Origin of the sequence: Streptomyces sp. NPDC007945 (assembly GCF_042958885.1) — a bacterium.
Classification (GTDB): domain Bacteria; phylum Actinomycetota; class Actinomycetes; order Streptomycetales; family Streptomycetaceae; genus Streptomyces.
Map to the genome: position 1 here is coordinate 137,320 of NZ_JBIBJV010000004.1, position 22,863 is coordinate 160,182.

Consider the following 22,863-nt stretch of genomic DNA (forward strand, 5'->3'; position numbering starts at 1 on the left):
AATGCACGCAGCTGGTCCCCGGCCCCGGCCGCGGCTCGTCACCGCGCGGCGGACCCAGGTCACCCTCGGCCGCGCCCTGCCCCTCCTGGTCATGGTCCTGGTCGTCGTCGCGGACCTCGTCACACCCGACTCCGAGCGCGTCGACCGCCTCCTGTTCACCGTCCCGGCGCTCGCCGCCGCCACCTGGAGCGTGTACGGCACCGTCGGCATGGGGCTGGTCGCCGCGGGTCTGAGGGCCCTGCTCGTCATCGGCCGGGGCGAGCCCGGTGCCGAGGAGCTGCTCGCGAGCGAGGGCCTCATCCTCGGCATCACCGCCGCCTCCGCCTGGGTGAGCGCGGTCCGCACCCGCTACGAGCAGGACCTGGCCGAGGTCACCGCCGTCGCCGACGTCGTCCAGCGGGTGGTGCTCCGCCCACCGCCGCCCCGGCTCGGGCCCGTCGAACTCCACCTGCTGTACGTGGCCGCCGCCGCCAAGGCCCGCATCGGCGGCGACTTCTACGAGGCCGTCCAGATCCCCGGCGCCGTCCGCATCATGCTCGGCGACGTGCAGGGCAAGGGCCTCGGCGCCGTCGAGACCGCCTCCGTCCTCCTCGGCGCCTTCCGCTCCACCGCCTACGACGCCCCCGACCTGCCCGCCCTCGCCGACCGGCTCGACGAGGGGCTGGCCCGCTACGCCGCCTGGGACCCCGAATCCGACGCCGCCGAACGCTTCGCCACCGTCGTGCTGGTCGAACTCCCCGACGGCGGCGACACCGCTCGCCTCCTCAACTGCGGCCACCCCGCGCCCCTCCTCCAGCACGGCACCGAGGTCACCTGCGTGGAGGTCGCCGACCCCTCGCTGCCGCTCAACCTCACGGGCCTCGCCGACTCCCACCACCGCGTGGAGGAGTTCCCCTTCGGGCCCGGCGACCGGCTGCTGCTCTACACCGACGGCGTCAGCGAGACCCGCGACCGGGCCGGCGTCTTCTACCCGCTGGAGGAGCGCGCCCGCCAATGGGCCGACGCCCCCGCCGCGCAGGTGCCCGAACTCCTCCACCAGGACCTCGAGGCCTACGGCGCCGGCGGCCTCGACGACGACGTCGCCGCGCTCCTCGTCGTCCGCACCGAAGGGCCCGCCGCGCCCGACGACCCCCGCTGACCACCGGTCCGACGGGCGCCGGGCGCCCGGGCCGACCGGGCCGGAACGGCTCCGGCCCTCCGGGCCGCCGCGTTCGCGGCGGCCTACGTCAACGGGGAAGGCGGGCTCGCGACCGGGTGGCGCCGCAGTTTCCTCGCGGGGGTCGACACCGAGGCCACCGCGATGGGCGAGCCGCTGCGGACCGGCCAGGAGGAGTGGAACGGCGACCCGAGGACCTACGACACCCGCAAGATCGACCGGCGGCACGCCCTCGCCTGGACCACCGGGCCCCTCGCGGCGGCCGACGGCGGACCCGTCGGCCGGCGTGTCCGCGGCGCCCCGGGGCTCCGCCTCACGGTCCGCTCCACCACCGGCACGGCCGGTCTCGTCGCCCACCTCTTCGACGTCGCCGAGGACGACTCGGCCCGGATCGTCACCCACGAGCCGCTCAACGTCCATGACCTGGCGCCCGACCGGGACACCACCGTCACCTGGCGCCTGCAGGCCGCCGCGTACGACATCCCGGCGGGCCACCGACTGATGCTGGTCGTCGACAGCAAGGACCCGCTGTACGGCGACGCCACCGTCACCTGGACGCGGACGGAGATCGGCTCCCCGCCCGGGGCCGCGTCGTTCCTGGAACTGCCGCTGGGCTGAGCCGCCCGCGCGGGTCGGTCACAGGCGGTACGCCGGGATGTGGGCCGCCGCCCAGTCGGCCAGCTCGCGGGAGCAGGCGGCGACCGCCTCGCGCCAGGTGCGGTCGGCGCCCTCGCCGGCCGCGTCGCTGACGTGCTTCACCATCCGCAGCGGCACCCCGGCGAGCTCCGCGGCGTGGGCCAGGGCGTAACCCTCCATGTCGACCAGCGGGGCCTGCTCGGCCAGCCGGGCCCGGGAGGCCTCGTCCGAGATGAACGCGTCCCCGGTGGCGAGCACCACGTCTCCGCCGTCGGGCAGGGAGATCGGCGCCCCGAAGGTCTCGCCCGTCGTCAGCCGCGCGAGCGCCTCACCGTCCAGGTCGTGCTGGACGACCGTTCCGACGACGTGCGTGCCCGTCCAGCCCGCGCGCAGCGCACCCGCGGTGCCGAGGTTGACGACGCCCGTGGGGCGCGGCCCCCGGGCCAGGGTGGTGGCGAGGGCGGCCGCGGCGTTCACCTTGCCTATGCCGGTCAGCAGCACGGGCAGCGACGTGTCCAGGAACTGCGCCTCCTCCTTGACGGCGAGGACGAGCAGCGGGCGGTCGGAGGTGATCTCTCCCAGGAGTTCCATGGGCCCCACGCTAGAACGTCCGTGCCACCGCCGTACAGCCGAGGCCGGCCGGGTCGGCCGACCTCAGACGGGGAGCAAGCGGGTGACGAGGTCGCCGAGCTGGCGGGCGTTGCGGCAGGGGCGCATGTCCACGAGCTCCGCGTAGAGCGGGGCCACCGAGTCGCCGGTGCCCCACAGGGCGGGCTGCTCGGGATTGAGCCAGTGGACCCGGCGGGCCCGCTGCGCGATCAGCCGCAGCGCCTCCGGGCGCGGGTCGGCGTTGTTGGTGCGGGCGTCGCCGAGGACGAAGACGACGGTGCGGGGGCCGACGGCGTCCGCGTACCGCTCGGCGAACTCGGCGAGCGCCGTCCCGTAGTCGCTCTGCCCGTGCCAGCCGGTCAGCCGCGCCCCGGCGAGGATCCGCTCGCCGAGCCCCGCGGGATCCGCCGCGCCCGGCGACAGCAGCCCGGTCACCTCGTCGCAGCGGTTGACGAACGCGAACACCCGCACCCGGCTGAACTGGTCGCGCAAGGCCTGCACGAGCACCATCGTGAACTGGGCGAAGCCGGCCACCGAACCGGACACGTCGCACAGCAGCACCAGCTCGGGCCGGCCGGGCCGCCGACGCCGAAGCACCGGCCGCACCGGCACTCCGCCGGTCGACAACGAGCCCCGCAGGGTCCGGCGCAGATCGATCTCGCCGCGCGCGGCCCGCCGCCGCCGGGCCGCGAGCCGGGTCGCCAGCTTCCGTGCCAGCGGCCGCACCGTGCGGCGCAGCTCGTCCAGCTGCTCCCGTCCCGCGAGCAGGAAGTCCACCCGGTCCGCGGTCACGGCGACCGCCCGCCGGGCCACCTCGTCCCGGCCCCGCAGCTCGGCGACCCGCCGCCGTGCCTCGGTCCGCACCCGCTCCCGGAAGCCCTCCACGGCCCGCCGGATCTCGTCGTCCACGAGCCGGTCGGTGAAGCCCGGCTCCTGCCCGGCCGCCGTGCGCGCCGCCCGCACCCGGGCCAGGAGGGTCTCGGGGCGCACCCGGGAGAGCGCCTGGTACGAGGACCAGCCGTCGGTCCCGGGGCCGGAGCCGTACCCGCCGAAACCCGCGACCGCCTCCGCCGCCAGCCGGTCCAGGAGCGCCGCGTCGCCGGTGGCGAGCGCCTCGGCGATCCGGGTGCGCAGCGCCGCGAGGGCGGCGGCGTCACCGGCCTCGCGGCCGTGCCCGCCGGGAGCGGTGACGGCGGCGGGGAAATACAGGTCGAAGACCCGGTCGAAGACGGGACGCTGCCGCTCGCCGTGCAGCAGGGTCGCGGCGAGCGCCTCCCGCATCCGCTCCCGGTCGGCGAACCCGACCGCTTCGAGCGCGAGCCCGGCGTCGACCGTCTCCCCGGTCCCGATGCCGAAGCCGTGGTCGCGCAGCGCCGCCACGAGGCCGGTGAGCCGCGCGGCCGGCCCCTCGGCCGCGGTCCCGGGGACGGTGCCGCCGCCGCTCACACCGCGTCCAGGTCGAGCTGGGCCCCGGCCCGCACGATGTCGTCCTGGTGCTTGAGCAGCACGCCCAGGGTCTCCCGTACCACCCGCTCGTCCAGCCGGTCCGCGCCGAGCGCGAGCAGCGTCCGCGCCCAGTCGATCGTCTCCGACACGGACGGCACCTTGCGCAGGTCCATGGCGCGCAGCGCCCCCACGACCCGGACCACCGAGGCCGCGAGGGCCGCGTCGAGGCCGGGCACCTGGAGCGTCACGATCCGGCGCTCCAGCTCCTCCTCGGGGAAGCCGATGTGCAGGAAGAGGCAGCGCCGGCGCAGGGCCTCGGTCAGCTCGCGGCCGGCGTTGGAGGTGAGGACCGTGAAGGGGCGCCGGGTCGCGGTGATCGTGCCCAGCTCGGGCACGGTGACCTGGAAGTCCCCGAGGACCTCCAGGAGCAGGCCCTCGATCTCGACGTCGGCCTTGTCGGTCTCGTCCACGAGCAGGACGGTCGGCTCCTCGGAGCGGATCGCGGTCAGCAGCGGCCGGGGGAGCAGGAACTCCTCGCTGAAGATGTCCGTCCGGGCCTCGTCCCAGGACTCCCCGCGCCCCGCCGTGATCCGCAGCAGCTGCTTGGCGTGGTTCCACTCGTACAGCGCGCGGGCCTCGTCGACGCCCTCGTAGCACTGGAGCCGCACGAGCCGGGCGCCCGCCGCCTCGGTGACGGCCTTGGCCAGCTGTGTCTTCCCGACGCCGGCGGGGCCCTCGACCAGGAGCGGCTTGCCGAGCCGGTCGGCGAGGAAGACGGTGGTGGCGATGGCGGGGGAGGCCAGGTAGCCGGTGGCCGCGAGCCGTTCCGTGACCTCGTCGACGGAGCCGAAGAACCCGTTCGTCATGGCTGTCCCCCCGGGGAGCGAAGAATCGTACTGGCCGGTAGCCTCTGGCTGTACTTGATCAGATCCCGCACCGCCGCACAACCGTCCCCGCACCGCGCGCGGAACGCCGCCCGCCCCGCCGGTCCCGACCCCCGCACGTCGGCCCCGCACCCCGGACGTCGCGGGCGCGCCCCTCGTCCACACCCTCGGCGCCCCGCTCGCCGTGGAGCGCGAGCGGCCCCTGGGCGCGGTCACCCTGAGCCGTTCGGGGCCCGTACGCCGAGGGCGACCGGGTCGTCCTGGAGCAGGCGGCGCGGTTCGCCGCCACCCGTCGCCGTCCTCGCGGCCCGCGTCCGCGCCCACCCGGCGGGCCGGGCCGGCGGCGGTGACGCAGCGCTGCCCGGGCCCCACCCACCGTGGTGACAAACCGTCACATCGCCCTCTGCGGGCCACTGTTTCGGGTCTCCACGCGATTCTTTCGCCAGAGCGCTTGTGCGGGGCCCCGGAGCCCGGCACGCTCCTCGTATGAACACGGCCAGGCATGCCAGTGAACGTCTGATGAGCTGGCCCTCGCTGACCCGTGGCCGTACGCACTGCGGTGCGGAACTCGGCCTCGGGACGGCGACGGAGGAGATCGTCCACTTCCACGGCGAGCACGAGGCCGACGTCCACCTCACCCGGGCGATGGTCGCCCGGCTCCGCCCCGCCCTCCAGAACTCGACCGCGGTACGGCTCAGGGCCGGCTCCGGCTGGGTGACGGTGCGCCTCGACGCGGGCTCCGACATCGACCTGCTGGCGACTCTGGTCAGCGCCGCCCTCCAGGCCACCACGGCCCCCGACGCGGCCCCCGACCGCTGTACGCGCGCCCGCCCGGTCCTCGCGCAGCGCTGACCGGTCGGGCGCGTGCCGGGCGTCAGGCGCGAGTGCCGTCGCCCGGTTCCCGGCCGGGGACCGGGAAGAGCATGCAGGTGCTGGTGGCGTGCGCGAGGAGGCGATCCTCCTCGTCGTAGAGGCCTGCCTCCGCGAGGGCGGTCCGACGCCCCTGCGAGAGGACCGTGCCGACGGCCCGCACCGTGCCCGTCTCCATCGTGATCGGCCGCAGGAAGCGGGTCTGCAGGTCGAGCGAGGTGTACGCGGTCCCCAGCGGCAGCGTGGTGTGCACCGCGCATCCGGCCGCCGAGTCGAGGAGCGTGGCGTAGACGCCGCCGTGCACGCTGCCGATCGGGTTGTAGTGCTCCTCGCCGGGCTCCAGGACGAAGACCGCCCGCCCGTGCTCGGCCTCCGCCAGGGTGAAGCCCAGCAGCGCCGCGATCGGCGGACCGGGCAGCCGGCCCGCGATCATCTCGCGCAGGAAGTCGAGTCCGGCCATCGAGGCCGCCGCCCGCGCCGTGGCCCCGGCGTCCTCCCACTCGACCGTGCGTGACCGCCCCATGACCACTCCGCTCCGTCGTTTCCCGCCGCCGTCCAGGCAGCTGACTCTGTTGATCGAAGCTAGCCGTCGCGTCGGCTGACTGTCAACGACAGAGCCAGCTGGCTACAGTGGGACGATGAAGTGGCTGGAGATCGACACCGAGAACTGCTCGGTCCGCCGCGCCCTGGACCTGGTGGGCGAGAAGTGGAGCCTGCTCATCCTGCGCGACGCCTTCAACGGCGTCCGCCGCTACGACGACTTCCGCCGCCACATCGGCCTCTCCGAGGCCGTCCTCGCCGACCGGCTCCGCAAGCTCGTCGCCGCCGGCGTCCTGAGCAGCGTGCCGTACCGGGAACCCGGCAGCCGCACCCGCCACGAGTACCGGCTCACCCCCAAGGGCGTCGACCTCTGGCCCGTCATGCTCGCCCTCAAGCAGTGGGGCGACACCCACACCGGCGACCCCGAGGGCCCCGTCCTGGACATCCGCCACACCGACTGCGGCTCCCCGGTCCGGGTCGTCGTCCAGTGCGCGGGCGAGGACGCCGATGTCCTCACCGCCCGCGAGGTCACCGCCACCCCCGGCCCCGGCGCGCGCCGCCTCGCCTGACGGCCCGCACCCCACCCGTTCGGCCGCATCGCTGCGGGACCCGGCCCTCCGGCGGGTACCGCACCTGACATGCCCCGCACCCCCGGTACGCCGAACGACCCGCCGCCCGACCGCGCCCCCTGGTTCCAGCGGTGCCACGTCCGGCTCGCCGAGTCGCCCGCCGGGCTGGTCTGGAACCGGGGCCGCGCGATGGAACTCATGCACCGCGCCATGGGGTTCGCCGCCCTCAGCCTCCTCACCCTCGTCCCCCTCCTCATCGTCGTGGCCGCCGCCGACCTCTCCCGCGGCCAGGGCTTCGCCCGCTGGCTCGTCCAGGGCCTCGGCGTCACCGAGGTCTCCGAGGAGGAGGTCGAGCAGCTCTTCGGCCAGCCCGGCCAAGCACTCCAGCGCACCACCGCCTTCGGCCTCGCCGCCCTCGCCGCCTTCGGCGTCACCTTCGGCTCCGCCGTCCAGACCGGATACGAACGCGTCTGGGACCTCCCCACCGCCCGCTGGCACACCATGTGGCGCCACGTCGTCTGGCTCGCCGTCCTCGTCGCCGCCCTCCTCCTCTTCGTCGCCTTCCCCGCCCCCGCCCACGCCCCCGCCGGCGTCACCGTCCTCGTCGCCCTCGGCGACCTCCTCGGCACCTTCCTCTTCTTCTGGTGGTCCCAGCGCTTCCTCCTCTGCGGCCGCCTCCGCTGGCGCGCCCTGCTCCCCGGCGCCCTCCTCACCGCCCTCGGCCTCCTCGGCCTGCGGATCTTCTCCCAGCTGGTCTTCTCCCCCCTGATCGCCTCCAACGCCGTCACCTACGGCCAGTTCGGCACCGTCCTCGTCCTCCAGTCCTGGCTCGTCGGCGTCGGCTTCGTCGTCTACGGCGGCGCCCTCGTCGGCCGCCTCGTCCACGAGACCCTCGTCCGCCGCCGCCTCACCCGCCCCGGGAGCCGCTGACCGCACCGCCGCGGCTCACTGGTCCCGCCGGCGCACCGCGACCACCGTCACCAGCACCGCCGCCACCGCCCAGGCGCCGTACACCAGCCACGCCCCGCCCGTCGTCCACGGATACGGCCCCGCCGCGCCCTCACCGGCCAGCCGGTGCCACGCCCGGAACGGCGTCGTGTGCGCGGCCACCGCCGTCAGGCGCCGCTCCTCGCTCAGCACCATCGGCACCACCAGCAGCACCACCACCGCACCCACCACGGCCGCCGCCCCGCGCCGCAGCAGCGCCCCCAGCGTCATCCCGGCGAGGGCGCACACCGGAGCGAGCAGCGCCGACGCCACCACCAGCCGCACCGCTCCCGGATGCCCCCACGACACCCCGGCGCCGCGCAGCGACAGCACCGCCTGCGAGGCCCAGAAGGACCCGCCCGCGACCACCGCGCCGAACCCGGCGTGCACCACGGCGAGGACCAGCGCCCGCGCCGAGACCAGCGCCCCGCGCGCCGGCACCGCCACGAACGCCGCCCGCGCCCCGCCGCCGTACTCCCCGACCACCGCCACCGCGCCCATCGCCGCGCACCACAGCACCAGCACCGTCGCCGCGTTCCCCGTGAACGCGTCCCCGAGGGCCATCCCGTCGGCCGTGAACGCCACCCGCGCCGCCTCGTCGTACGCGTACCAGTACCGGTAGTGGTCCCACGCCGTACCCACGTTGAACGCCACCACCGCGAGCGCGCCGAGGAGCAGCGCCCAGCCCGTCGACCGCAGCGACCAGAGCCTCAGCCACTCCGAGGCCACCAGATCGCGGAACCGGGCCCGCGGCTCCCTCAGCGAAGCGACCGCCGTCGTCATCGCGCACCTCCCGCCGTGTAGTCGGCGCTCTCCGCCGTCAGTTCCATGAACGCCTCCTCCAGCGAGGCCCCCCGCGGCGTCAGCCCGTCGAGGACCACCCGGTGCTCCGCCGCCAGTTCGCCGATCCGCGCCGCGCTCAGCCCCGTCACCGTCAGCCGGCCCCGCTCCGTGACCACCTCCGCGCCCGCGGCCAGCAGCAGCGGCGTCAGCACCCCCGGGGACCGCGTCCCCACCACCACGCTCGGCCGCGCCCCGCGCGCCGCGAACTCCGCCAGGCCCTCCTCGGCGATCAGCCGGCCCCGGCCGACCACCACCAGCTCGTCCGCGGTGTGCTCCATCTCGCTCATCAGATGGCTGGAGACGAACACCGTCCGCCCCTCCGCCGCGAGCCGCCGGAACAGGCCCCGCACCCAGCGGACCCCCTCCGGGTCGAGCCCGTTCAACGGCTCGTCGAACAGCAGCACCGGCGGATCGCCCAGCAAGGCGCCCGCGATGCCGAGCCGCTGTCGCATCCCCAGCGAGAAGCCGCCGATCCGCCGCCGCGCCGCGGCGGCGAGCCCGACCTCCTCCAGCACCGCGTCGACCCGCGCGAGCGGGATCCGGTTGCTCCGCGCGAGGGCCGCGAGGTGCGCCCGGGCGGTCCGCCCGCCGTGCGCGTCCGAGGCGTCGAGGAGCGCGCCCACGTGCCGCAGCCCGCGCGGCCGGTCCGCGAACCGCCGGCCCCCGACCGTCACGGTGCCGGCCGTCGGCGCGTGCAGGCCGAGGACCATCCGCAGCGTGGTGCTCTTCCCGGCCCCGTTGGGCCCGAGGAAGCCGGTGACCCGGCCCGGTCGCACGGTGAAGGTCAGCCCGTCGACCGCGGTGGTGGCGCCGTAGCGCTTGGTGAGTTCCCTGGCTTCGATCATGTCCACCACGGTGCCGCCGGGGCCCGCCCCCGGGCATCCGACCAGGACGGACAACGACGTGATCCACCGTCACCCCCGGTCGTACGACCAGGGGTCGATGCCCCGCCCCGGCACCGCGCTCTACGATCACCGGATGTCAGAGACCGCGCAGGCGCCCCTCCGCACACGGGTCACCCCCGGCTGGTGGGCCGCGCTCGCCTGGCTCGCCGGGCTCCTCTTCACCGTGCTCCTGCGGGTGCGGCTGCCCGGCCAGCAGGAGGCCGACGTCCTCGCCGGCGTCGTCTTCCTCCGCTGGGACGGGCTCACCATGCTCGGCCTCGCCACCGCCCTCGCCCTGCGCGGAAGCGCGCTCCTCGAACGCCGGCCCACCGCCGCCCTCGGCCACCTGCTCGCCGCCGCGGTCCTCGGCTCCACGCCGCTGGGCGTCACGGCCATCCCGCTCGCCCAGTACCTCGCCGTCGACGTGGCCCTCTACGCCCTCGCCGACCGGCGGCCCGCCAAGGAGTCCGAACGCGCCCTCGTCCTCGCGGTCGGCACCGTCCTCGGCCACCTCGCCGTCCGGGCCCTCGCCGGCTGGACCGCGGGCACCACCACGGCCCTCGCCGTGGTCGCCACCGCCGCCGCCGTCTGGCTCCTCGGCCGCTCCGCGCGCCAGAACCGGCTGCACGCCGAGGAGACCCGCACCCGCGCCGCGGGACAGGCCGTCACCGCCGAACGGCTCAGGATCGCCCGGGAGATGCACGACACCGTCGCCCACAGCATCGGCATCGTCGCCCTCCAGGCCGGAGCCGCCCGCCTCGTCATCGACAAGCGCCCCGAACTGGCCCGCGCGGCCCTCGACGAGATCGAGGCCGCCAGCCGGGAGACCCTCGCCGGCCTCCGCCGCATGCTCGGCGCCCTGCGCGGCGCCGACGCCCCCGGTACGGCCGGCGGACCCGCGCCCACCGAGCCGCCCGGGCTCGCCGCCCTCGACCGGCTCGCCGAGACCACCGGCGCCGCCGGAGTGCGCGTCACCGTCCGCCGGGTCGGCGCCCCGCGGCGCCTGCCGCCCGACATCGACCACTCCGCCTTCCGGGTCCTCCAGGAGTCCGTCACCAACGTGGTCCGCCACTCCGGCGCCGACCGCTGCACCGTCACCGTCGACCACCGCGACCCCGGCGTGCTCGCCCTCACCGTCGACAACCCCGGCGCCGTGCCCGGCCCCCGGCGCGCGCCGGCCACCGGCGGCTCCGGCTACGGCCTGGTCGGCATGCGCGAGCGCGTCGGACTGCTCCACGGAGAGTTCACCGCGGGGCCCCGCCCCGACGGAGGCTTCCGCGTCACCGCCCACCTGCCCGTCCCCCCAGGAGACGACCCCGCATGAGCGACCCCACCCCCGCCCCGCACCCCGTCCGGGTCGTCCTCGCCGACGACCAGCCGCTGGTGCGCACCGCGCTGCGCATGGTCATGGCGGAGACCGAGGACCTCCGCGTCGCCGGGGAGGCGTCCGACGGCGCGGAGGCCGTCCGGCTCGTCGAGGAGACCGGCGCCGACGTCGTCGTCATGGACCTGCGGATGCCCGGCACGGACGGCGTCGAGGCGACCCGGAGGATCACGGAGGGCCGCTCCGGCGCCCGCGTCGTCGTCCTGACGACCTTCGACGACGACGACCACGTCTACGGCGCGCTGCACGCGGGCGCCTCCGGGTTCCTCGTCAAGGACATGGCGATGGACGACATCCTCGCCGCCGTCCGCGTGGTCGCCGCCGGCGACGCCCTCATCGCCCCCGCGGTCACCGGACGGCTCATCAAGGAGTTCACCCGCCGCACCCGCGACGCCGGGCCCGCCGCCCCGGACGGGCCGACCCCCGCCGCCCGCCACGTCGCCGGACGCACCACCGGACGCGAGCGGGAGGTCCTCACCCTCGTCGGCCGCGGACTGTCGAACGCGGAGATCGCCGCGGAGCTCCACATCACCCCCGCCACCGTGAAGACCTACGTCACCCGGCTCCTCGCCAAGCTCGACGCCCGCGACCGCGTCCATCTCGTGATCCTCGCCTATGAGGCCGGCCTCGTCGCCACCGGAGCCGCCGCCTCCCCGGGGCGAGTTGACGGATGACGGGCCCGACTCCGCCGCCTGCCGGGCGGGGACGACCCACCGGCGGCGGTGCGGCCGTAACTCTTTTCGCTCCCGGCAGTTGACCAGGGCATGAAGAAGCGCAGCATGCTCGCCATCGCCTCCCTCGCCGCAGGCGTCGTCACCGCCCTCGTCACCCCGCCGCCGCAGGCCAGCGCCGCGGAGAGCCCGCTCGGTGGGGCCACCGGGCTCCTCCAGGAGGACGGCGCCGGGGCCGTCCTCCACGAGACCGTCGCGACCGTGGAGGGCGTCGTCGCCGACGGCGCGGGGAAGGGACTCGGCTGAGCCTCGCCCCACTGTCTCCGGTGCCCCGCGTCCCTGTCGGCGCGGGGCACCGGTGCGTCGTGACCCGCCGGAGGGCGGCCCGGGCGCGCGCGGCGCGCGGGTGATGAAAGGATGTCCCCATGAGCAACAACGTTTTCTTCGACATCACCATCGACGACAAGCCGGCCGGGCGGATCGTCTTCAACCTGTTCGACGAGGTCGTCCCGAAGACCGCGCAGAACTTCCGCGAGCTCGCCACCGGCCAGCACGGCTTCGGCTACGAGGGCTCCGGCTTCCACCGCGTCATCCCCGCCTTCATGCTCCAGGGCGGTGACTTCACCAACCACAACGGCACCGGCGGCAAGAGCATCTACGGCGCGAAGTTCGAGGACGAGAACTTCAAGCTGAAGCACGACCGCCCGTTCCTGCTCTCGATGGCGAACGCGGGCCGCAACACCAACGGTTCGCAGTTCTTCATCACCACGATCGTCACCGACTGGCTCGACGGCAAGCACGTCGTCTTCGGCGAGGTCGTCGAGGGCCAGGACATCGTCAAGCAGATCGAGGCCCTGGGCTCCCCCTCCGGCGCCACCAAGGCCTCCATCAAGATCGCCAAGTCCGGCGTCGTCGAGGGCTGACCCGCCCCCGGCGACACCCCGCGGAACGGGGCGGGCAGGGCGACGTCACGACGACACCCGCCCGCCCCGGCCTTCCCGGTGCCTCAGCCGCCCTCGCCGTACCGGCGCTCGAACTTGGCGATCCGGCCCTCCGTGTCGACCGTCCGCGCCTTCCCCGTGAAGAACGGGTGGCTCTCCGACGAGATCTCGACGTCGATCACCGGATAGGTGTTGCCGTCGTCCCACTCGATGGTCCGCTCGCTCGTCGCCGTCGACCGGGTCAGGAACGCGTACCCCGCCGAGCGGTCGCGGAAGACCACGGGCCGGTAGTCGGGCTGCTTGTCCTGCTGCACGGGACCTCCTCGCCTCGGACGACCGCGTGCGGCCACCCGTTCTCGTCCGGCCCGGACGGCCCGGACCCTCCCCAGCCTCGCCGCGCGAACCCCCGCCGACCAGCGCCGCTGACCCGACCGGGTGAGTATCACTCAGCGGTGGCGCCGCCAGCGGGACGCGAGGAGCAGGGCGATGTCGTCGGGGCGGTCCGAGGACCGCACGGCCTCGTGCATCAGCCGGTCCGCCGCCTCCGGTAGCGGCAGCGAGCCCGTCGACGCCAGGGTCCGGCGCAGCCGCTCCACCCCTTCGTCGATGTCCGCCCCCGGACGCTCCACCAGGCCGTCCGTGAAGAGCGCCAGGACCGCCCCCTCCTCCAGCCGTGTCCGGGTCACCGGGTAGGACGCGCGGCCGTCCACGCCGAGCACCACCCCGCCCGCGATGTCCAGCGGCTCCGTCGTGCCGTCCGGCCGCCGCAGCAGCGGCTGCGGGTGCCCCGCCCGTACCGCCTGCACGTCGCCGGTCCTGGCGTCCAGCAGCACGTAGCAGGCGCTGGCGAACTGGCCCGGGTCCAGGTCGATCAGCAGCCGGTTGGTGCCGCGCACGACCTCCTGCGGCGGCAGGCCGCTCAGCGCGAAGGCCCGCACCGCGCTCCGCAGCTGGCCCATCGTCGCCGCCGCCGCGACGCCGTGCCCCTGCACGTCGCCGATCACCAGCGCCAGTTCGCCGCCGGCCGTCTCCACCACGTCGTACCAGTCCCCGCCCACGTCCATGCCCTGCGTCCCCGGCAGATAGCGGCCCACCGTCTCCAGGCCCTCCCGCACCGGGAGCCGGTGGGGGAGCAGGGCGTCCTGAAGCCCCCGCGCCACGGCGGCCTCGCTGTCGTACCGCTGCGCCCGCTCCAGCGCCTGCGCGATCAGCCCGGCCAGCGCCGTGAGCACCGCCCGTTCCTCCGGGCCGAAGTCCCGCGGCCGGTCGAAGCCCAGGATGCACGAGCCCACCGGCCGTCCCGAGGCGATCAGCGGCAGGAACGCCCGCGCGCCCGTCTCCGCGTCCAGCGGCAGCCTCGGATAGGCCCGGCGCAGCGCCTGCATCGACTCGAAGAACATCGCCCGGCCGGACGTCAGCACGTCCACGCCCGGCACGTGCGCGTCGAGCGCCACCCCGTCGAAGGGGTGGAGGAAGCCCGGCGGGAAACCCGTCTCCCACGCCAGGTACATCCGCCGCTCGCTCAACAGGTAGATCGCCAGCTGCCGGCCGCCGAAGGCCGGCAGCAGCTCCTCCGTCACCACCGCCGACACCTGCCGCGCCGTCATCGCCTCCGTCAGCGCGATCGCCAGCGCCACCGGCCGGTAGAGGGACGCAGCCCGCGCGGCCTCCGTCCCGAGCCCGTCCCCGGCGCGCGCGGACGGCGTGGGAGGCGGCGCGGGCGCGGCGGACCCGGGCACCGGTTCGTCCTCCGGGACGAGGACCATCGTCACCCCGTCCCGGCCGGGGTGCAGCGACACCGACAGCCACCGCCCCTCCTCCGGGCGGGCCACGAACCGCACCGGCTCGGTCGACAGCAGCGCCGCCCTCAGCTGCTCCTCGTGGAACGGCAGGCCGAACCACGGGAGCGCCTCCCACAGCGGCCGCCCGGCGAGCGCCCCGCGCGGCCGGCCCAGGAGCTGCTCGGTGCGCTCGTTCACGTACGTCACGCGGCCCAGCCGGTCGATGGCCAGGATCGCCCGGGGCAGCCGGTCCGTGGCGTCCGAGCCGACCAGACCCGTGCCCAGGTCCACCAGCGTCCCCGCCAGGTGCCCGTGCCCGTCCGCCCCCACGAACCGGGAGCGCGCCGAGACCTCCAGCAGGTGCAGCCCGCCGTCCGGCCCCCTCAGCCGCAGCCGGCGCACCGCGCCGCCGCCGTCCGCCGAGCCCGTCCTGCGGGCCGCGGCCCACAGCGCGTAGCCGTCCTCCGGGTCGAGCCGCGAGGTCAGCGCCTCGATCGGCAGCGGCGAGGCCTCCGGCACGCCGAGGATCGACCGCAGACCGTCGTCCATCGTCACCGTCCCCGACGCCAGGTCCCAGTCGAAGGAACCGAACCGCACCGGCGGCACCGCGCCCGACGGCAACTGCACGCACACCGGGTCGCCCGGCCACCACACGCCCGTGCCGCCCGCCGAGAGCCCCGCGAGGACCTCGCCCAGCCGCAGGCCCGCCCGGACCATCCGCTCCCGGTCCCGCGCCCCCACCGGCAGCCCGGGCGCCGGGGGCCGCAGCACCACCAGGACCCCGAAGCGCTCCCGGCCGGCGACCACGGGGGAGTACAGGGAGGCGAAGGGGAAGGGCAGGCTCGCCACCAGCTGCGGGAAGCGCCGCATCGACTCCTCGACGTCCGACAGCTGCACGGGCTGTCCCGAGCGGTGGACCTCCGCGACCGGGAACGGACGGTTGGTGTGCATCCGCGACCACGGCCGGAACAGTTCGCCCGGCAGCCCCGCCAGCACCGCCAGCCGCAGCAGCCCCTCCGTACCGGAACGCAGGTACACGCCGCCCGCGTAGCCGCCGACCGCCTCCACGGCGTCCGTCGCCGCCTCCGCCAGCGCCTGCGTCAGGGCTTGCGGCGGGGCGCCGGGGGACGGGACCGGGCCGTGCGGAGTCACACAGCCAGCATGCGCACGCCGGGAATGCCGCCGCATCCCGACGCGGCGTGCGCCGGGACCGGGTGGGCGTGCCGCCGACGCCCCGGCACGCGCGCGTGGCGCCGGGACACGCCCGCACGGCCCTCCGGGCTGTTGACCCGGCGCGTGCGTACCGTCACACTCGGTCGTCGTCCATCGGCGCCGTCGGCGGCGGGCGGACGCCACCACCACCCTCATCACCACCTCGCACGCAGGGGGCACCATGACCGGCCGGGTACTTCCGTACGACGTCCACGGCGACGGACCGGGGAGGGCCCTCGTCCTCCACAACTGGTTCGGGGACCGCAGCAGCTTCGACCCCCTCCGGGAGCACCTCGACGCCTCGGCCGGCAGCTACGCCTTCCTCGACTGCCGCGGCTACGGCGAGGCCAGGGACGCCGACGGCACGTACACCATGGAGGAGGTCGCCGCCGACGCGCTGGCCGTCGCCGACGACCTCGGCTGGGACTCCTTCTCCGTCATCGGCCACTCCATGGGCGGCAAGGCAGCCCAGCTGATGCTGCTCGACGCGCCGGACCGGGTCCGGTCGATCGTCGGGATCTCGCCGGTCTCCGCCGCCGGCTTCCCCCTGGACGAGGAGAGCCGCCGGCTCTTCGCGGGCGCCGCCGACGACCCGGCGCTGCGCCGGGTGATCATCGACCACACCACCGGCGGCCGGCGCGGCGGCCCGTGGCTGGACGCCGTCGTGGACCGCTCGGTCAGCCGCTCCTCGGCCACCGCCTTCCGCTCCTACCTCGACTCCTGGGCCGGCACCGACTTCCACGAGCGGGTCCGCGACAACCCCACGCCCGTGCTGCTGGTCGTCGGCGCCCACGACCCGGCGCTCGGCGCCGAGGCGATGGAGGCCACCTGGCTGCGCTGGTACCCGAACGCCCGCCTCGAAGTCCTCGCGGACGCCGGGCACTACCCGCCCGAGGAGACCCCGAAGGACCTCGCCCGGGCGATCGAGGCCTTCCTGGCCGCCTGAGCCACCCGGCCGGCCCCCTCGGGGCCTCGGGCGGGGCCGGTCGGGACGTCCGGCCCGCGTGGCGACCGGTCGTGCGGGCAGCCGGCGGGTGTACTCGGTCCCGAGGGCACCCGCGACCGGCGGGGCGCGACGGGAAGGACGGAAGAGCGATGGGGCGCAGCGAGGAGCCGGCCACGACACCGGAGACCACGACGGCGGGCGGGCCGTTCGTCCTCGTCGGGACGGACGGCTCGCCGTCGGCGCTCGGGGCGGTCGAGACGGCGGCGCGGGAGGCCGGGGCGCGCGGTGCCCGCCTGGTCGTCGTGCACGCCTTCCTCTGGCCGATGTTCCGGGTCGGCCTGGAGCCCTCGCTGTACGGACCCACCGAGGGCGGACTGCGGCGGCAGGCGGAGATCGTCCTGGACACGGCCGTGGCCCGGGCCCGGGCGGTCGCCCCGGGCACCGAGGTGTCCGGCGAGCTCATCACCGGCGAACCGCTCGTCGTCCTGGCGACGCGGTCGCGGGGCGCGGAGCTGGTCGTCGTCGGCAGCCGGGGCACCGGCGCCTTCACCGGTCTCGTCGTCGGCTCGGTCGCCGTCCACCTCGCCGCCCACGCCGCGTGCCCGGTCCTCGTGGTGCGCGGCCGGGACGAGCCGGAGGGGCCGGTGCTCCTCGCCGTCGACGGCTCGCCGGACTCGGACGCGGCCGTCGACTTCGCCTTCGCGGAGGCGCGGGCGCGCGGCGCCGGCCTCGTCGCGGTCCACGCCTGGGCGCCGAGCTCGGGCCCCGGCGACCTGACGCCGCTCTTCGCGGGCGCGGAGGAGGTGCACGCGGAGGCCGCCCGCGTCCTGGAGTCGGCGCTGGCCCGGGTCGCGGACCGGTACCCCGGCACCGAGGCCGAGGCCCGGCTGGTACGCGGCCGGCCGCGCGAGGTCCTCCTGGAGGAGAGCGGGACCGCGCGGCTGCTCGTCATGGGCGCCCGGGGGCGCGGCGGTTTCGCCGGGCTGCTCCTCGGCTCGGTCAGCCAGGCGCTGCTGCACCACGCCGACTGTCCGGTGGCCGTCGTGCGGCACGGGGTGGGCTGAGGCCGACCGGAGGCGGCGGCGCCCCGGCCGGTGGGACCCTGGAGGGGTGGGCCGGGTGCGACGGTCCGCGTCCGAGGGGGGCGCCGATCGGGAAGGCGGCGTGTCATGTATTTCACCGACCGGGCCGACGCCGGGCGGCAGCTCGCCGACCGGCTCGGCCATCTCCGGGGCGCCGACGTCGTCGTCCTCGGGCTGCCGCGCGGCGGGGTGCCGGTGGCGGCGGAGGTGGCCGAGGCGCTCGACGCGCCGCTGGACATCTGCCTGGTGCGGAAGCTGGGCGTGCCGAGCAGGTCGGAGCTGGCCATGGGGGCCATCGGCGAGGGCGGCGTCCGGGTGGTGAACGAGCAGGTGGTGCGCGACGCCGGCGTGTCCGGCAGGGAGCTGGAGGCGGCCGAGGAGCGCGAGCGGCTGGTCATGGCCGAGCGGTCCCGCGCGTACCGGGGCAGCCGCAGGCCAGTGCCGCTGGAGGGGCGTACGGCGGTGGTCGTCGACGACGGGCTGGCCACCGGCGCGACCGCGCTCGCCGCCTGCCGGGCGGTACGCGCCGCCGGAGCCGCCCGGATCGTGCTGGCCGTCCCCGTGGCGCCGTACGGCTGGACGGCGCGGGTCCGCGGCGAGGCCGACGAGACGGTCGCCGTGCACACTCCGGAGGACTTCTACGCGGTCGGGCAGTTCTACCGGGCGTTCGACCAGACGCCGGACGCCGAGGTGGTGGCCCGCCTCGACCGGAGCCGGGCGGCACGCGGGCCGGCCGTCCGGCACACGGCGGTAAGCGTCGCGGCCGGGGGCGGCGAGCTGCCGGGCGAGCTGGCGATGCCCGACGGGGCGTCGGGCCTGGTGCTCTTCGCGCACGGCAGCGGCAGCGGCCGGCACAGCCCGCGCAACCGCGCGGTGGCGGCCGCCCTGAACCGGGCCGGGCTCGCCACCCTCCTCTTCGACCTGCTCACGGAGACCGAGGCGGGCGACCGCGCACGGGTCTTCGACACCCCGCTGCTCGCGGATCGGCTGGGCGGCGCCGCCGCCTGGGCGGCGGGGCGGTCCGGCACCGGCGGCCTGCCGCGCGGCTACTTCGGGGCCAGCACCGGGGCCGCCGCCGCGCTGTGGGCGGCGGCGGAAGAGGACGACGACGTGGCGGCCGTGGTGTCCCGGGGCGGACGGCCCGACCTGGCGGGGGAGCGGCTCGGCGGGGTGCGGGCCCCGACGCTGCTGATCGTCGGCGGCGCCGACGAGCTCGTCCTCGATCTGAACCGGCGGGCCGAGGCGCTGCTGCGCTGCGAGAGCCGGCTGGAGGTCGTGCCGGGCGCCGGCCACCTCTTCGAGGAACCGGGGGCCCTGGAGGAGGTGGCGGCGCTGGCGGCGGAGTGGTTCGCGGCCCACTTCGCCGCCGTGACCGGCGGGACGGATCAGTAGGCGCCGTTGACGTTGTCGATGGAGCCGTACCGGTCGGCCGCGTAGTTGCAGGCGGCGGTGATGTTCGCGACGGGGTCGTACGGGTCGAGGGAGGTGCCCGGCACGTGGTACGCGGCGAAGGTCGGGTCGATGACCTGGAGCAGGCCCTTGGAGGGGGTGCCCTTGGCGGCGTTCGAGTCCCAGAGGTTGACGGCAAGGGGGTTCCCGGAGGACTCGCGCATCACGTTGCGGAGGATGCCGTCGTACGAGCCGGGGATGCCGTAGCGGGCCATGACGTCGAGCGACTCGCGGATCCAGCCGTCGAGGTTGTCGGCGTACCGGGGGGCGGCCTTCGCGGCGGCCGGCTGGGCCTGGACGGCCGGGGCCGCGGCACGGGCGGCGGAGCGGCTCGCCCGTTCGGCGGAACCGGCGGACGCGGCCTCGGCGGACTTCGCGGCGGCCTTGCGGGCCGGCTTCGCGGCCGTCTTCGCGGTGGTCTTCGTGACCGGCTCGGCGGCGCGCTCGGCGGAATCCCGACGAATCGTCAGTTCAAGGCCCGGGTGAATGAGTGACGGATCGTCACCCACGGCTTCCCTGTTCGCCTGGTAAAGCGACTTCCAGCCGCCCTGAATTCCCTTTCGGTGGGCGATCAGGGAAAGCGAGTCGCCCTTCACGACGGTGTACGCGCGGGGGGCCGCGGGGGCGGTGGGCGCCTGGGGGGCGACGGCCGCGACGGCCCGGGCGGTGACGGCGGCGGTCGGCGCCGCCGGCTGCGCGGAGGGCGCGGCGCCGGCCGTGGCGGGCACGACCAGGGGCAGGGCGAGGGCCACGCCGCCGGTGCCGGCGAAGGCGAGACCTCGGGTGACGGGGCTGCGTCGGGGGCGGCGGTGCTTGCCGTGAGCGGGCATGACGGTTTCCTCTCCGGCGCCTGCGAGGTGAGCTGTCGGGTTCGGACTGGAGCTGTCCGGCCGCGCGCACGCGGCTTCACCCCGAGCCGTTCCGGACCTCCGGAACGGCGGTGTGGTGGGTCCCCCGCTCCTGCCGTCGGGTGAAATGGGTGGTCTTTCGGGCGGTGGCAGGATTCGGCGTCCGTCCGAATGGAGGTGACCGTAGGCGAGGAATACCGCGGGGAACAAGACGCGAATGCACGGGAAATCAGGAGCCGAAGATCGAATGGATGGAATTGAAGATCCATCATTTCGGCGTGCGATCCGGAATCCCTTGTCCCGTGCGGGTGGTGACGGAGGGACGGCCGCTCGCGAGGCGGAGAAAGTGAGTCGCGTCACGGCAGGCGCAATGTCCGAATAGGGCGTCTAGCTCCTTTAGGGGAATTGTGTGATGACTTGAGGGTGAGAGGTATGGCGCATAGCGCGCAAAGCAGACATTGCCGCTCATGATGGGGGAATGTCCTCCCTCGCCCTGCTGACCGACCCCGACGCCCTCGACCGCGAGGCGGCCCGCCTCTACGAGAGCGCCGCCCCCGAGGCCTGGCGGAGTCTCCTCTCCGTCCCCGTGGACCGGCTCGTCGCCGAAGCCCTGGACGCGCTCGGCACGCTGCCCCCGGCCCCGCCCGCCGAACGCCCGCTGCCCGGCCGGATCGGTGCCGCCCTCCCGGACCGGCTGCACGTGTGGCGCAGGATCGGCCGGGCCGACGTGCGCCCCTCCGTCCACCTGGCGTACGCGCGCCGGGTGCTGACCGACTGGGGGTGGCAGAACACCCCGTACAAGCTGCGCGACGCGCGCGGCGCCCGCTGCCTCTGCGGCGCCCTCCTCGCCGCCCACCGGCTCGGCCACGGCAGCGCGGCCACCATGAACGAGGCCGGTGCCTGGATCATGACCGAGCTGCGGTCCCGCGGCTGGCACGGGCTCATCGGCCCCTGGAATCGCGCCCCGGGCCGTACCGCAGAGGACGCGCTCGCGCTCCTCGACGCCACGATCCGGCGCGCGGCCCTGGCCGGGCGGTGACCGCGCGGGGAGCCGGTCGGCCGGTGACGCTCGGCGCGCCCGTCCCGACGTGGCCGGTGCGGCGGCGCGGCCGGGCGCGGTCGGGGGCAGCCGGATCGTGACCTCGTGCCGGCCGTCCGCGGAGCCCACCTCGTGCGACGCGCCGACCGTCAGGTCGTCACGTGGTCAGACCGTGAGGACGCGGACGCCGGCCTCCGACAGGCGGTCCGCCGTACCGGCGTCGATCGCGGTGTCGGTGAGCAGCAGGTCGACCCGGTCCAGGCCGCAGATGCGGGCGAAGGCGCGCCGTCCCAGCTTCGACGCGTCGGTCACCACCACGACCCGGCTCGCGCGTTCCGCGAAGAGCCGGCTGATGCCGGCCTCCTCCTCCTGGTGGGCCATCGCCCCGAACTCCGGGTCGATCCCGTCCACCCCGAGGACGACGGTGTCGAGGGCGACCTCGCCCAGGACGCCGGCGGCCAGCGGGCCCACCAGTTCGTAGGTCTGCGGGCGCGCGACCCCGCCGGTCGTCACGAGCTTGATCTGCGGACGCACCGCCAGCTCGGCGGCGATGTTCAGCGCGTTGGTGACCACCGTCAGGGCGGGGCCGGAGGCGGCGGTCGGGGTTCCGCTCTCGGCGCGCTCGCCCGCGAAGCGCAGCGCCAGGGCCCGCGCCACCTCGGTGGTCGTCGTCCCGCCGTTCAGGCCGACGACCTCGCCGGGGGTGATCAGTTCGGCCGCCGCCGCGGCGATCCGCGCCTTCTCGGCCGCGTGCCGGCCCGACTTGTAGCGCAGCGGCAGTTCGTACGAGACGCCGTGCGCGACGGCCCCGCCGCGCGTGCGGACGAGGAGGCGCTGCTCGGCCAGTTCGTCGAGGTCGCGGCGGATCGTGGCGGCGGAGACGTCCAGGGCGGCCGCCGCCTCCTCGACCTCCACCTTTCCGGCGGACGCCAGGAGTTCCAGGAGCGCGTTCCACCGCTCGTGCTTGGACATGCCGGACCGATCCTCCCGTGGTTGCGGCCTCGATCGTACGCCGCCGGGGCAGGGAAGCCTGGCAAGGGGTTGCGTGAATCTGCTTGAATGATGAGCGTTTCAAGCATCTTCACGCATTGATCCTGTTCCTTACGTGCAAGGAGTGCGCATGACCCCCTCCCGGACCGCCGCCGAGATCGCCACCCAGCCCGAGGCGTGGCGCGAGGCGCTCCGCACGCTGCCGCGGCACGTGGACGCCCTGCCCCGGCCCGGCGAGCGCGTGGCGGTGATCGGCTGCGGCACCTCCTGGTTCATGGCGCAGGCCTACGCCGATCTGCGCGAGGCCGGCGGGCACGGCGAGACCGACGCGTTCGCCGCCTCCCGCTTCCCGTTCCACCGCCGCTACGACCGGGTCGTCGCCCTCACCCGTTCCGGCACCACCAGCGAGGTCCTCGCCGTCCTCGCCCGCCTCTCCGGCACCGTCGCCACCGGGGCGATCACCGCCGACCCGGCCACCCCCGTGCGGGAGCTGGCCGACGCCGTCGCCGTCCTCGACTTCGCCGACGAGGAGTCGGTCGTCCAGACCCGCTTCGCCACCACCGCGCTCGCCCTGCTCCGCGCCCATCTGGAGGACGAAGGTGCCCTGCCCGAGGGCGTCGCCACCGTCGCCCGGGCCGCCGAGGACGCCGAACTCGCCCTGGCCAGGCCGCTGGAGGAGGCCGTCCGCGAGGCCGGGCAGTTCACCTTCCTCGGCACCGGCTGGACCTACGGCCTCGCCCAGGAGGCCGGGCTCAAGATGCGGGAGGCGGCCGGCGCGTGGACGGAGGCGTATCCGGCGATGGAGTACCGCCACGGGCCCATCAGCATCACCGGGCCCGGGCGCGTCGCCTGGAGCTTCGGGCCGCTGCCCGGGGGCCTCGCCGAGGAGATCCGCGCGGTCGGCGGCACCCTCGTCGCCGACGGGCTCGACCCGCTCGCCGAACTGGTCCTCGCCCAGCGCCTCGCCGTCGCCGTGGCCGAGGCCCGCGGTCTCGACCCCGACCGGCCGCGGAACCTCACCCGCTCCGTCGTCCTCGCCGACGCCGGCGCCTGAACCGGCCCCGCCCGCCCCGTACCCACCCCTTCGCACCCGGAG

The 22,863-nt window shown here is 75.7% G+C and carries 24 protein-coding genes and 1 riboswitch; of the genes, 14 read left to right on the forward strand and 10 right to left on the reverse strand.

The features are described from left to right. Window position 1 precedes the first annotated feature (1 nt). Window positions 2-1,138 (forward strand): PP2C family protein-serine/threonine phosphatase, encoded by a 1,137-nt coding sequence (locus ACFZCF_RS14790; protein ID WP_388447932.1) that lies wholly within the window; start codon window positions 2-4, stop codon window positions 1,136-1,138. Window positions 1,139-1,300: 162 nt separating this feature from the next. Beyond that, a complete protein-coding gene (locus tag ACFZCF_RS14795) occupies window positions 1,301-1,774 on the forward strand; it encodes a CocE/NonD family hydrolase C-terminal non-catalytic domain-containing protein (protein WP_391286763.1) in 474 nt (157 codons plus the stop codon). 18 nt (window positions 1,775-1,792) lie between these two features. On the opposite strand, the gene ACFZCF_RS14800 is transcribed toward ACFZCF_RS14795, so the two are convergent. The 3 genes from ACFZCF_RS14800 to ACFZCF_RS14810 form a co-directional block, all read right to left on the reverse strand. After that, entirely contained in the window at window positions 1,793-2,383 is a 591-nt protein-coding gene (locus ACFZCF_RS14800) for a nucleosidase (protein ID WP_388447928.1), read from the reverse strand. A gap of 63 nt (window positions 2,384-2,446) precedes the next feature. Continuing rightward, the gene (locus ACFZCF_RS14805) at window positions 2,447-3,847 is read right to left on the reverse strand and encodes a VWA domain-containing protein (protein ID WP_391286764.1); all 1,401 of its coding nucleotides are present in this window, start codon (window positions 3,845-3,847) and stop codon (window positions 2,447-2,449) included. Continuing rightward, window positions 3,844-4,713, reverse strand: a complete 870-nt coding sequence (locus tag ACFZCF_RS14810; protein WP_388447924.1) for an AAA family ATPase — start codon at window positions 4,711-4,713, stop codon at window positions 3,844-3,846. The genes ACFZCF_RS14805 and ACFZCF_RS14810 overlap by 4 nt, the downstream gene beginning before the upstream one ends. A 504-nt stretch (window positions 4,714-5,217) precedes the next feature. Here ACFZCF_RS14810 and ACFZCF_RS14815 point away from each other — a divergent pair. Next, the gene (locus tag ACFZCF_RS14815) at window positions 5,218-5,583 is read left to right on the forward strand and encodes a luciferase family protein (protein ID WP_388447920.1); all 366 of its coding nucleotides are present in this window, start codon (window positions 5,218-5,220) and stop codon (window positions 5,581-5,583) included. A 22-nt stretch (window positions 5,584-5,605) separates the two neighbouring features. Here ACFZCF_RS14815 and ACFZCF_RS14820 read toward each other — a convergent pair whose 3' ends face one another. Next, window positions 5,606-6,124 carry a hotdog fold thioesterase gene (locus tag ACFZCF_RS14820; RefSeq protein WP_391286765.1) on the reverse strand — a complete coding sequence of 173 codons (519 nt, stop codon included), beginning with the start codon at window positions 6,122-6,124 and terminating at the stop codon, window positions 5,606-5,608. A gap of 115 nt (window positions 6,125-6,239) precedes the next feature. Between ACFZCF_RS14820 and ACFZCF_RS14825 the strand changes: the two genes are divergently transcribed. Together ACFZCF_RS14825 and ACFZCF_RS14830 are read left to right on the forward strand one after the other, a co-directional pair. Continuing rightward, on the forward strand, window positions 6,240-6,710 hold the full coding sequence (locus ACFZCF_RS14825; RefSeq protein ID WP_391286766.1) for a winged helix-turn-helix transcriptional regulator: 471 nt from the start codon (window positions 6,240-6,242) through the stop codon (window positions 6,708-6,710). Between the two features lie 69 nt (window positions 6,711-6,779). Then, window positions 6,780-7,640: a YhjD/YihY/BrkB family envelope integrity protein gene (locus ACFZCF_RS14830; protein ID WP_388447913.1), complete on the forward strand. Its 861-nt coding sequence runs from the start codon at window positions 6,780-6,782 to the stop codon at window positions 7,638-7,640. Between the two features lie 15 nt (window positions 7,641-7,655). Here the strand turns inward: ACFZCF_RS14830 and ACFZCF_RS14835 are convergent, their stop codons facing one another. Both ACFZCF_RS14835 and ACFZCF_RS14840 read right to left on the reverse strand, forming a co-directional pair. Continuing rightward, the gene (locus ACFZCF_RS14835) at window positions 7,656-8,480 is read right to left on the reverse strand and encodes an ABC transporter permease (protein ID WP_391286767.1); all 825 of its coding nucleotides are present in this window, start codon (window positions 8,478-8,480) and stop codon (window positions 7,656-7,658) included. Then, on the reverse strand, window positions 8,477-9,385 hold the full coding sequence (locus tag ACFZCF_RS14840; protein ID WP_388447909.1) for an ABC transporter ATP-binding protein: 909 nt from the start codon (window positions 9,383-9,385) through the stop codon (window positions 8,477-8,479). Before ACFZCF_RS14840 ends, ACFZCF_RS14835 begins: the two co-directional genes overlap by 4 nt. 133 nt (window positions 9,386-9,518) lie before the next feature. On the opposite strand from ACFZCF_RS14840, the gene ACFZCF_RS14845 reads away from it, so the two are divergent. The 4 genes from ACFZCF_RS14845 (at window position 9,519) to ACFZCF_RS14860 (ending at window position 12,402) form a co-directional block, all read left to right on the forward strand. Continuing rightward, window positions 9,519-10,748: a histidine kinase gene (locus ACFZCF_RS14845; protein WP_391286768.1), complete on the forward strand. Its 1,230-nt coding sequence runs from the start codon at window positions 9,519-9,521 to the stop codon at window positions 10,746-10,748. After that, window positions 10,745-11,482 (forward strand): response regulator, encoded by a 738-nt coding sequence (locus ACFZCF_RS14850; RefSeq protein ID WP_388447905.1) that lies wholly within the window; start codon window positions 10,745-10,747, stop codon window positions 11,480-11,482. The genes ACFZCF_RS14845 and ACFZCF_RS14850 overlap by 4 nt, the downstream gene beginning before the upstream one ends. Before the next feature lie 90 nt (window positions 11,483-11,572). Beyond that, window positions 11,573-11,785: a hypothetical protein gene (locus ACFZCF_RS14855; protein ID WP_388447903.1), complete on the forward strand. Its 213-nt coding sequence runs from the start codon at window positions 11,573-11,575 to the stop codon at window positions 11,783-11,785. Between the two features lie 119 nt (window positions 11,786-11,904). Next, on the forward strand, window positions 11,905-12,402 hold the full coding sequence (locus ACFZCF_RS14860) for a peptidylprolyl isomerase (RefSeq protein ID WP_388447901.1): 498 nt from the start codon (window positions 11,905-11,907) through the stop codon (window positions 12,400-12,402). 83 nt (window positions 12,403-12,485) lie between these two features. Here ACFZCF_RS14860 and ACFZCF_RS14865 read toward each other — a convergent pair whose 3' ends face one another. Both ACFZCF_RS14865 and ACFZCF_RS14870 read right to left on the reverse strand, forming a co-directional pair. Beyond that, window positions 12,486-12,734, reverse strand: a complete 249-nt coding sequence (locus ACFZCF_RS14865; RefSeq protein ID WP_169092250.1) for a type B 50S ribosomal protein L31 — start codon at window positions 12,732-12,734, stop codon at window positions 12,486-12,488. A gap of 132 nt (window positions 12,735-12,866) precedes the next feature. Next, window positions 12,867-15,389, reverse strand: coding sequence for a SpoIIE family protein phosphatase (locus tag ACFZCF_RS14870; protein ID WP_388447898.1), 2,523 nt, complete (start codon window positions 15,387-15,389; stop codon window positions 12,867-12,869). 205 nt (window positions 15,390-15,594) lie between these two features. Here ACFZCF_RS14870 and ACFZCF_RS14875 point away from each other — a divergent pair, with 205 nt between their 5' ends. From ACFZCF_RS14875 to ACFZCF_RS14885, 3 genes are all read left to right on the forward strand, one after another. Beyond that, window positions 15,595-16,359 (forward strand): alpha/beta fold hydrolase, encoded by a 765-nt coding sequence (locus ACFZCF_RS14875; RefSeq protein ID WP_388447896.1) that lies wholly within the window; start codon window positions 15,595-15,597, stop codon window positions 16,357-16,359. A gap of 149 nt (window positions 16,360-16,508) precedes the next feature. Next, window positions 16,509-17,423, forward strand: coding sequence for a universal stress protein (locus ACFZCF_RS14880; RefSeq protein ID WP_388447894.1), 915 nt, complete (start codon window positions 16,509-16,511; stop codon window positions 17,421-17,423). A gap of 105 nt (window positions 17,424-17,528) precedes the next feature. Continuing rightward, window positions 17,529-18,833 (forward strand): phosphoribosyltransferase family protein, encoded by a 1,305-nt coding sequence (locus ACFZCF_RS14885; RefSeq protein ID WP_391286769.1) that lies wholly within the window; start codon window positions 17,529-17,531, stop codon window positions 18,831-18,833. Here the strand turns inward: ACFZCF_RS14885 and ACFZCF_RS14890 are convergent. Further along, on the reverse strand, window positions 18,827-19,720 hold the full coding sequence (locus tag ACFZCF_RS14890; protein WP_391286770.1) for a transglycosylase SLT domain-containing protein: 894 nt from the start codon (window positions 19,718-19,720) through the stop codon (window positions 18,827-18,829). The two genes, ACFZCF_RS14885 and ACFZCF_RS14890, sit on opposite strands and share 7 nt — an antisense overlap. A 4-nt stretch (window positions 19,721-19,724) precedes the next feature. Then, window positions 19,725-19,910: riboswitch (cyclic di-AMP (ydaO/yuaA leader) on the reverse strand. Between the two features lie 306 nt (window positions 19,911-20,216). Between ACFZCF_RS14890 and ACFZCF_RS14895 the strand changes: the two genes are divergently transcribed. Beyond that, entirely contained in the window at window positions 20,217-20,777 is a 561-nt protein-coding gene (locus ACFZCF_RS14895) for a hypothetical protein (protein WP_391286771.1), read from the forward strand. Between the two features lie 165 nt (window positions 20,778-20,942). On the opposite strand, the gene ACFZCF_RS14900 is transcribed toward ACFZCF_RS14895, so the two are convergent. Continuing rightward, window positions 20,943-21,749: a DeoR family transcriptional regulator gene (locus ACFZCF_RS14900; RefSeq protein ID WP_391286772.1), complete on the reverse strand. Its 807-nt coding sequence runs from the start codon at window positions 21,747-21,749 to the stop codon at window positions 20,943-20,945. Window positions 21,750-21,897: 148 nt separating this feature from the next. Between ACFZCF_RS14900 and ACFZCF_RS14905 the strand changes: the two genes are divergently transcribed. After that, window positions 21,898-22,821 (forward strand): SIS domain-containing protein, encoded by a 924-nt coding sequence (locus tag ACFZCF_RS14905; protein ID WP_391286773.1) that lies wholly within the window; start codon window positions 21,898-21,900, stop codon window positions 22,819-22,821. Window positions 22,822-22,863 lie beyond the last annotated feature (42 nt).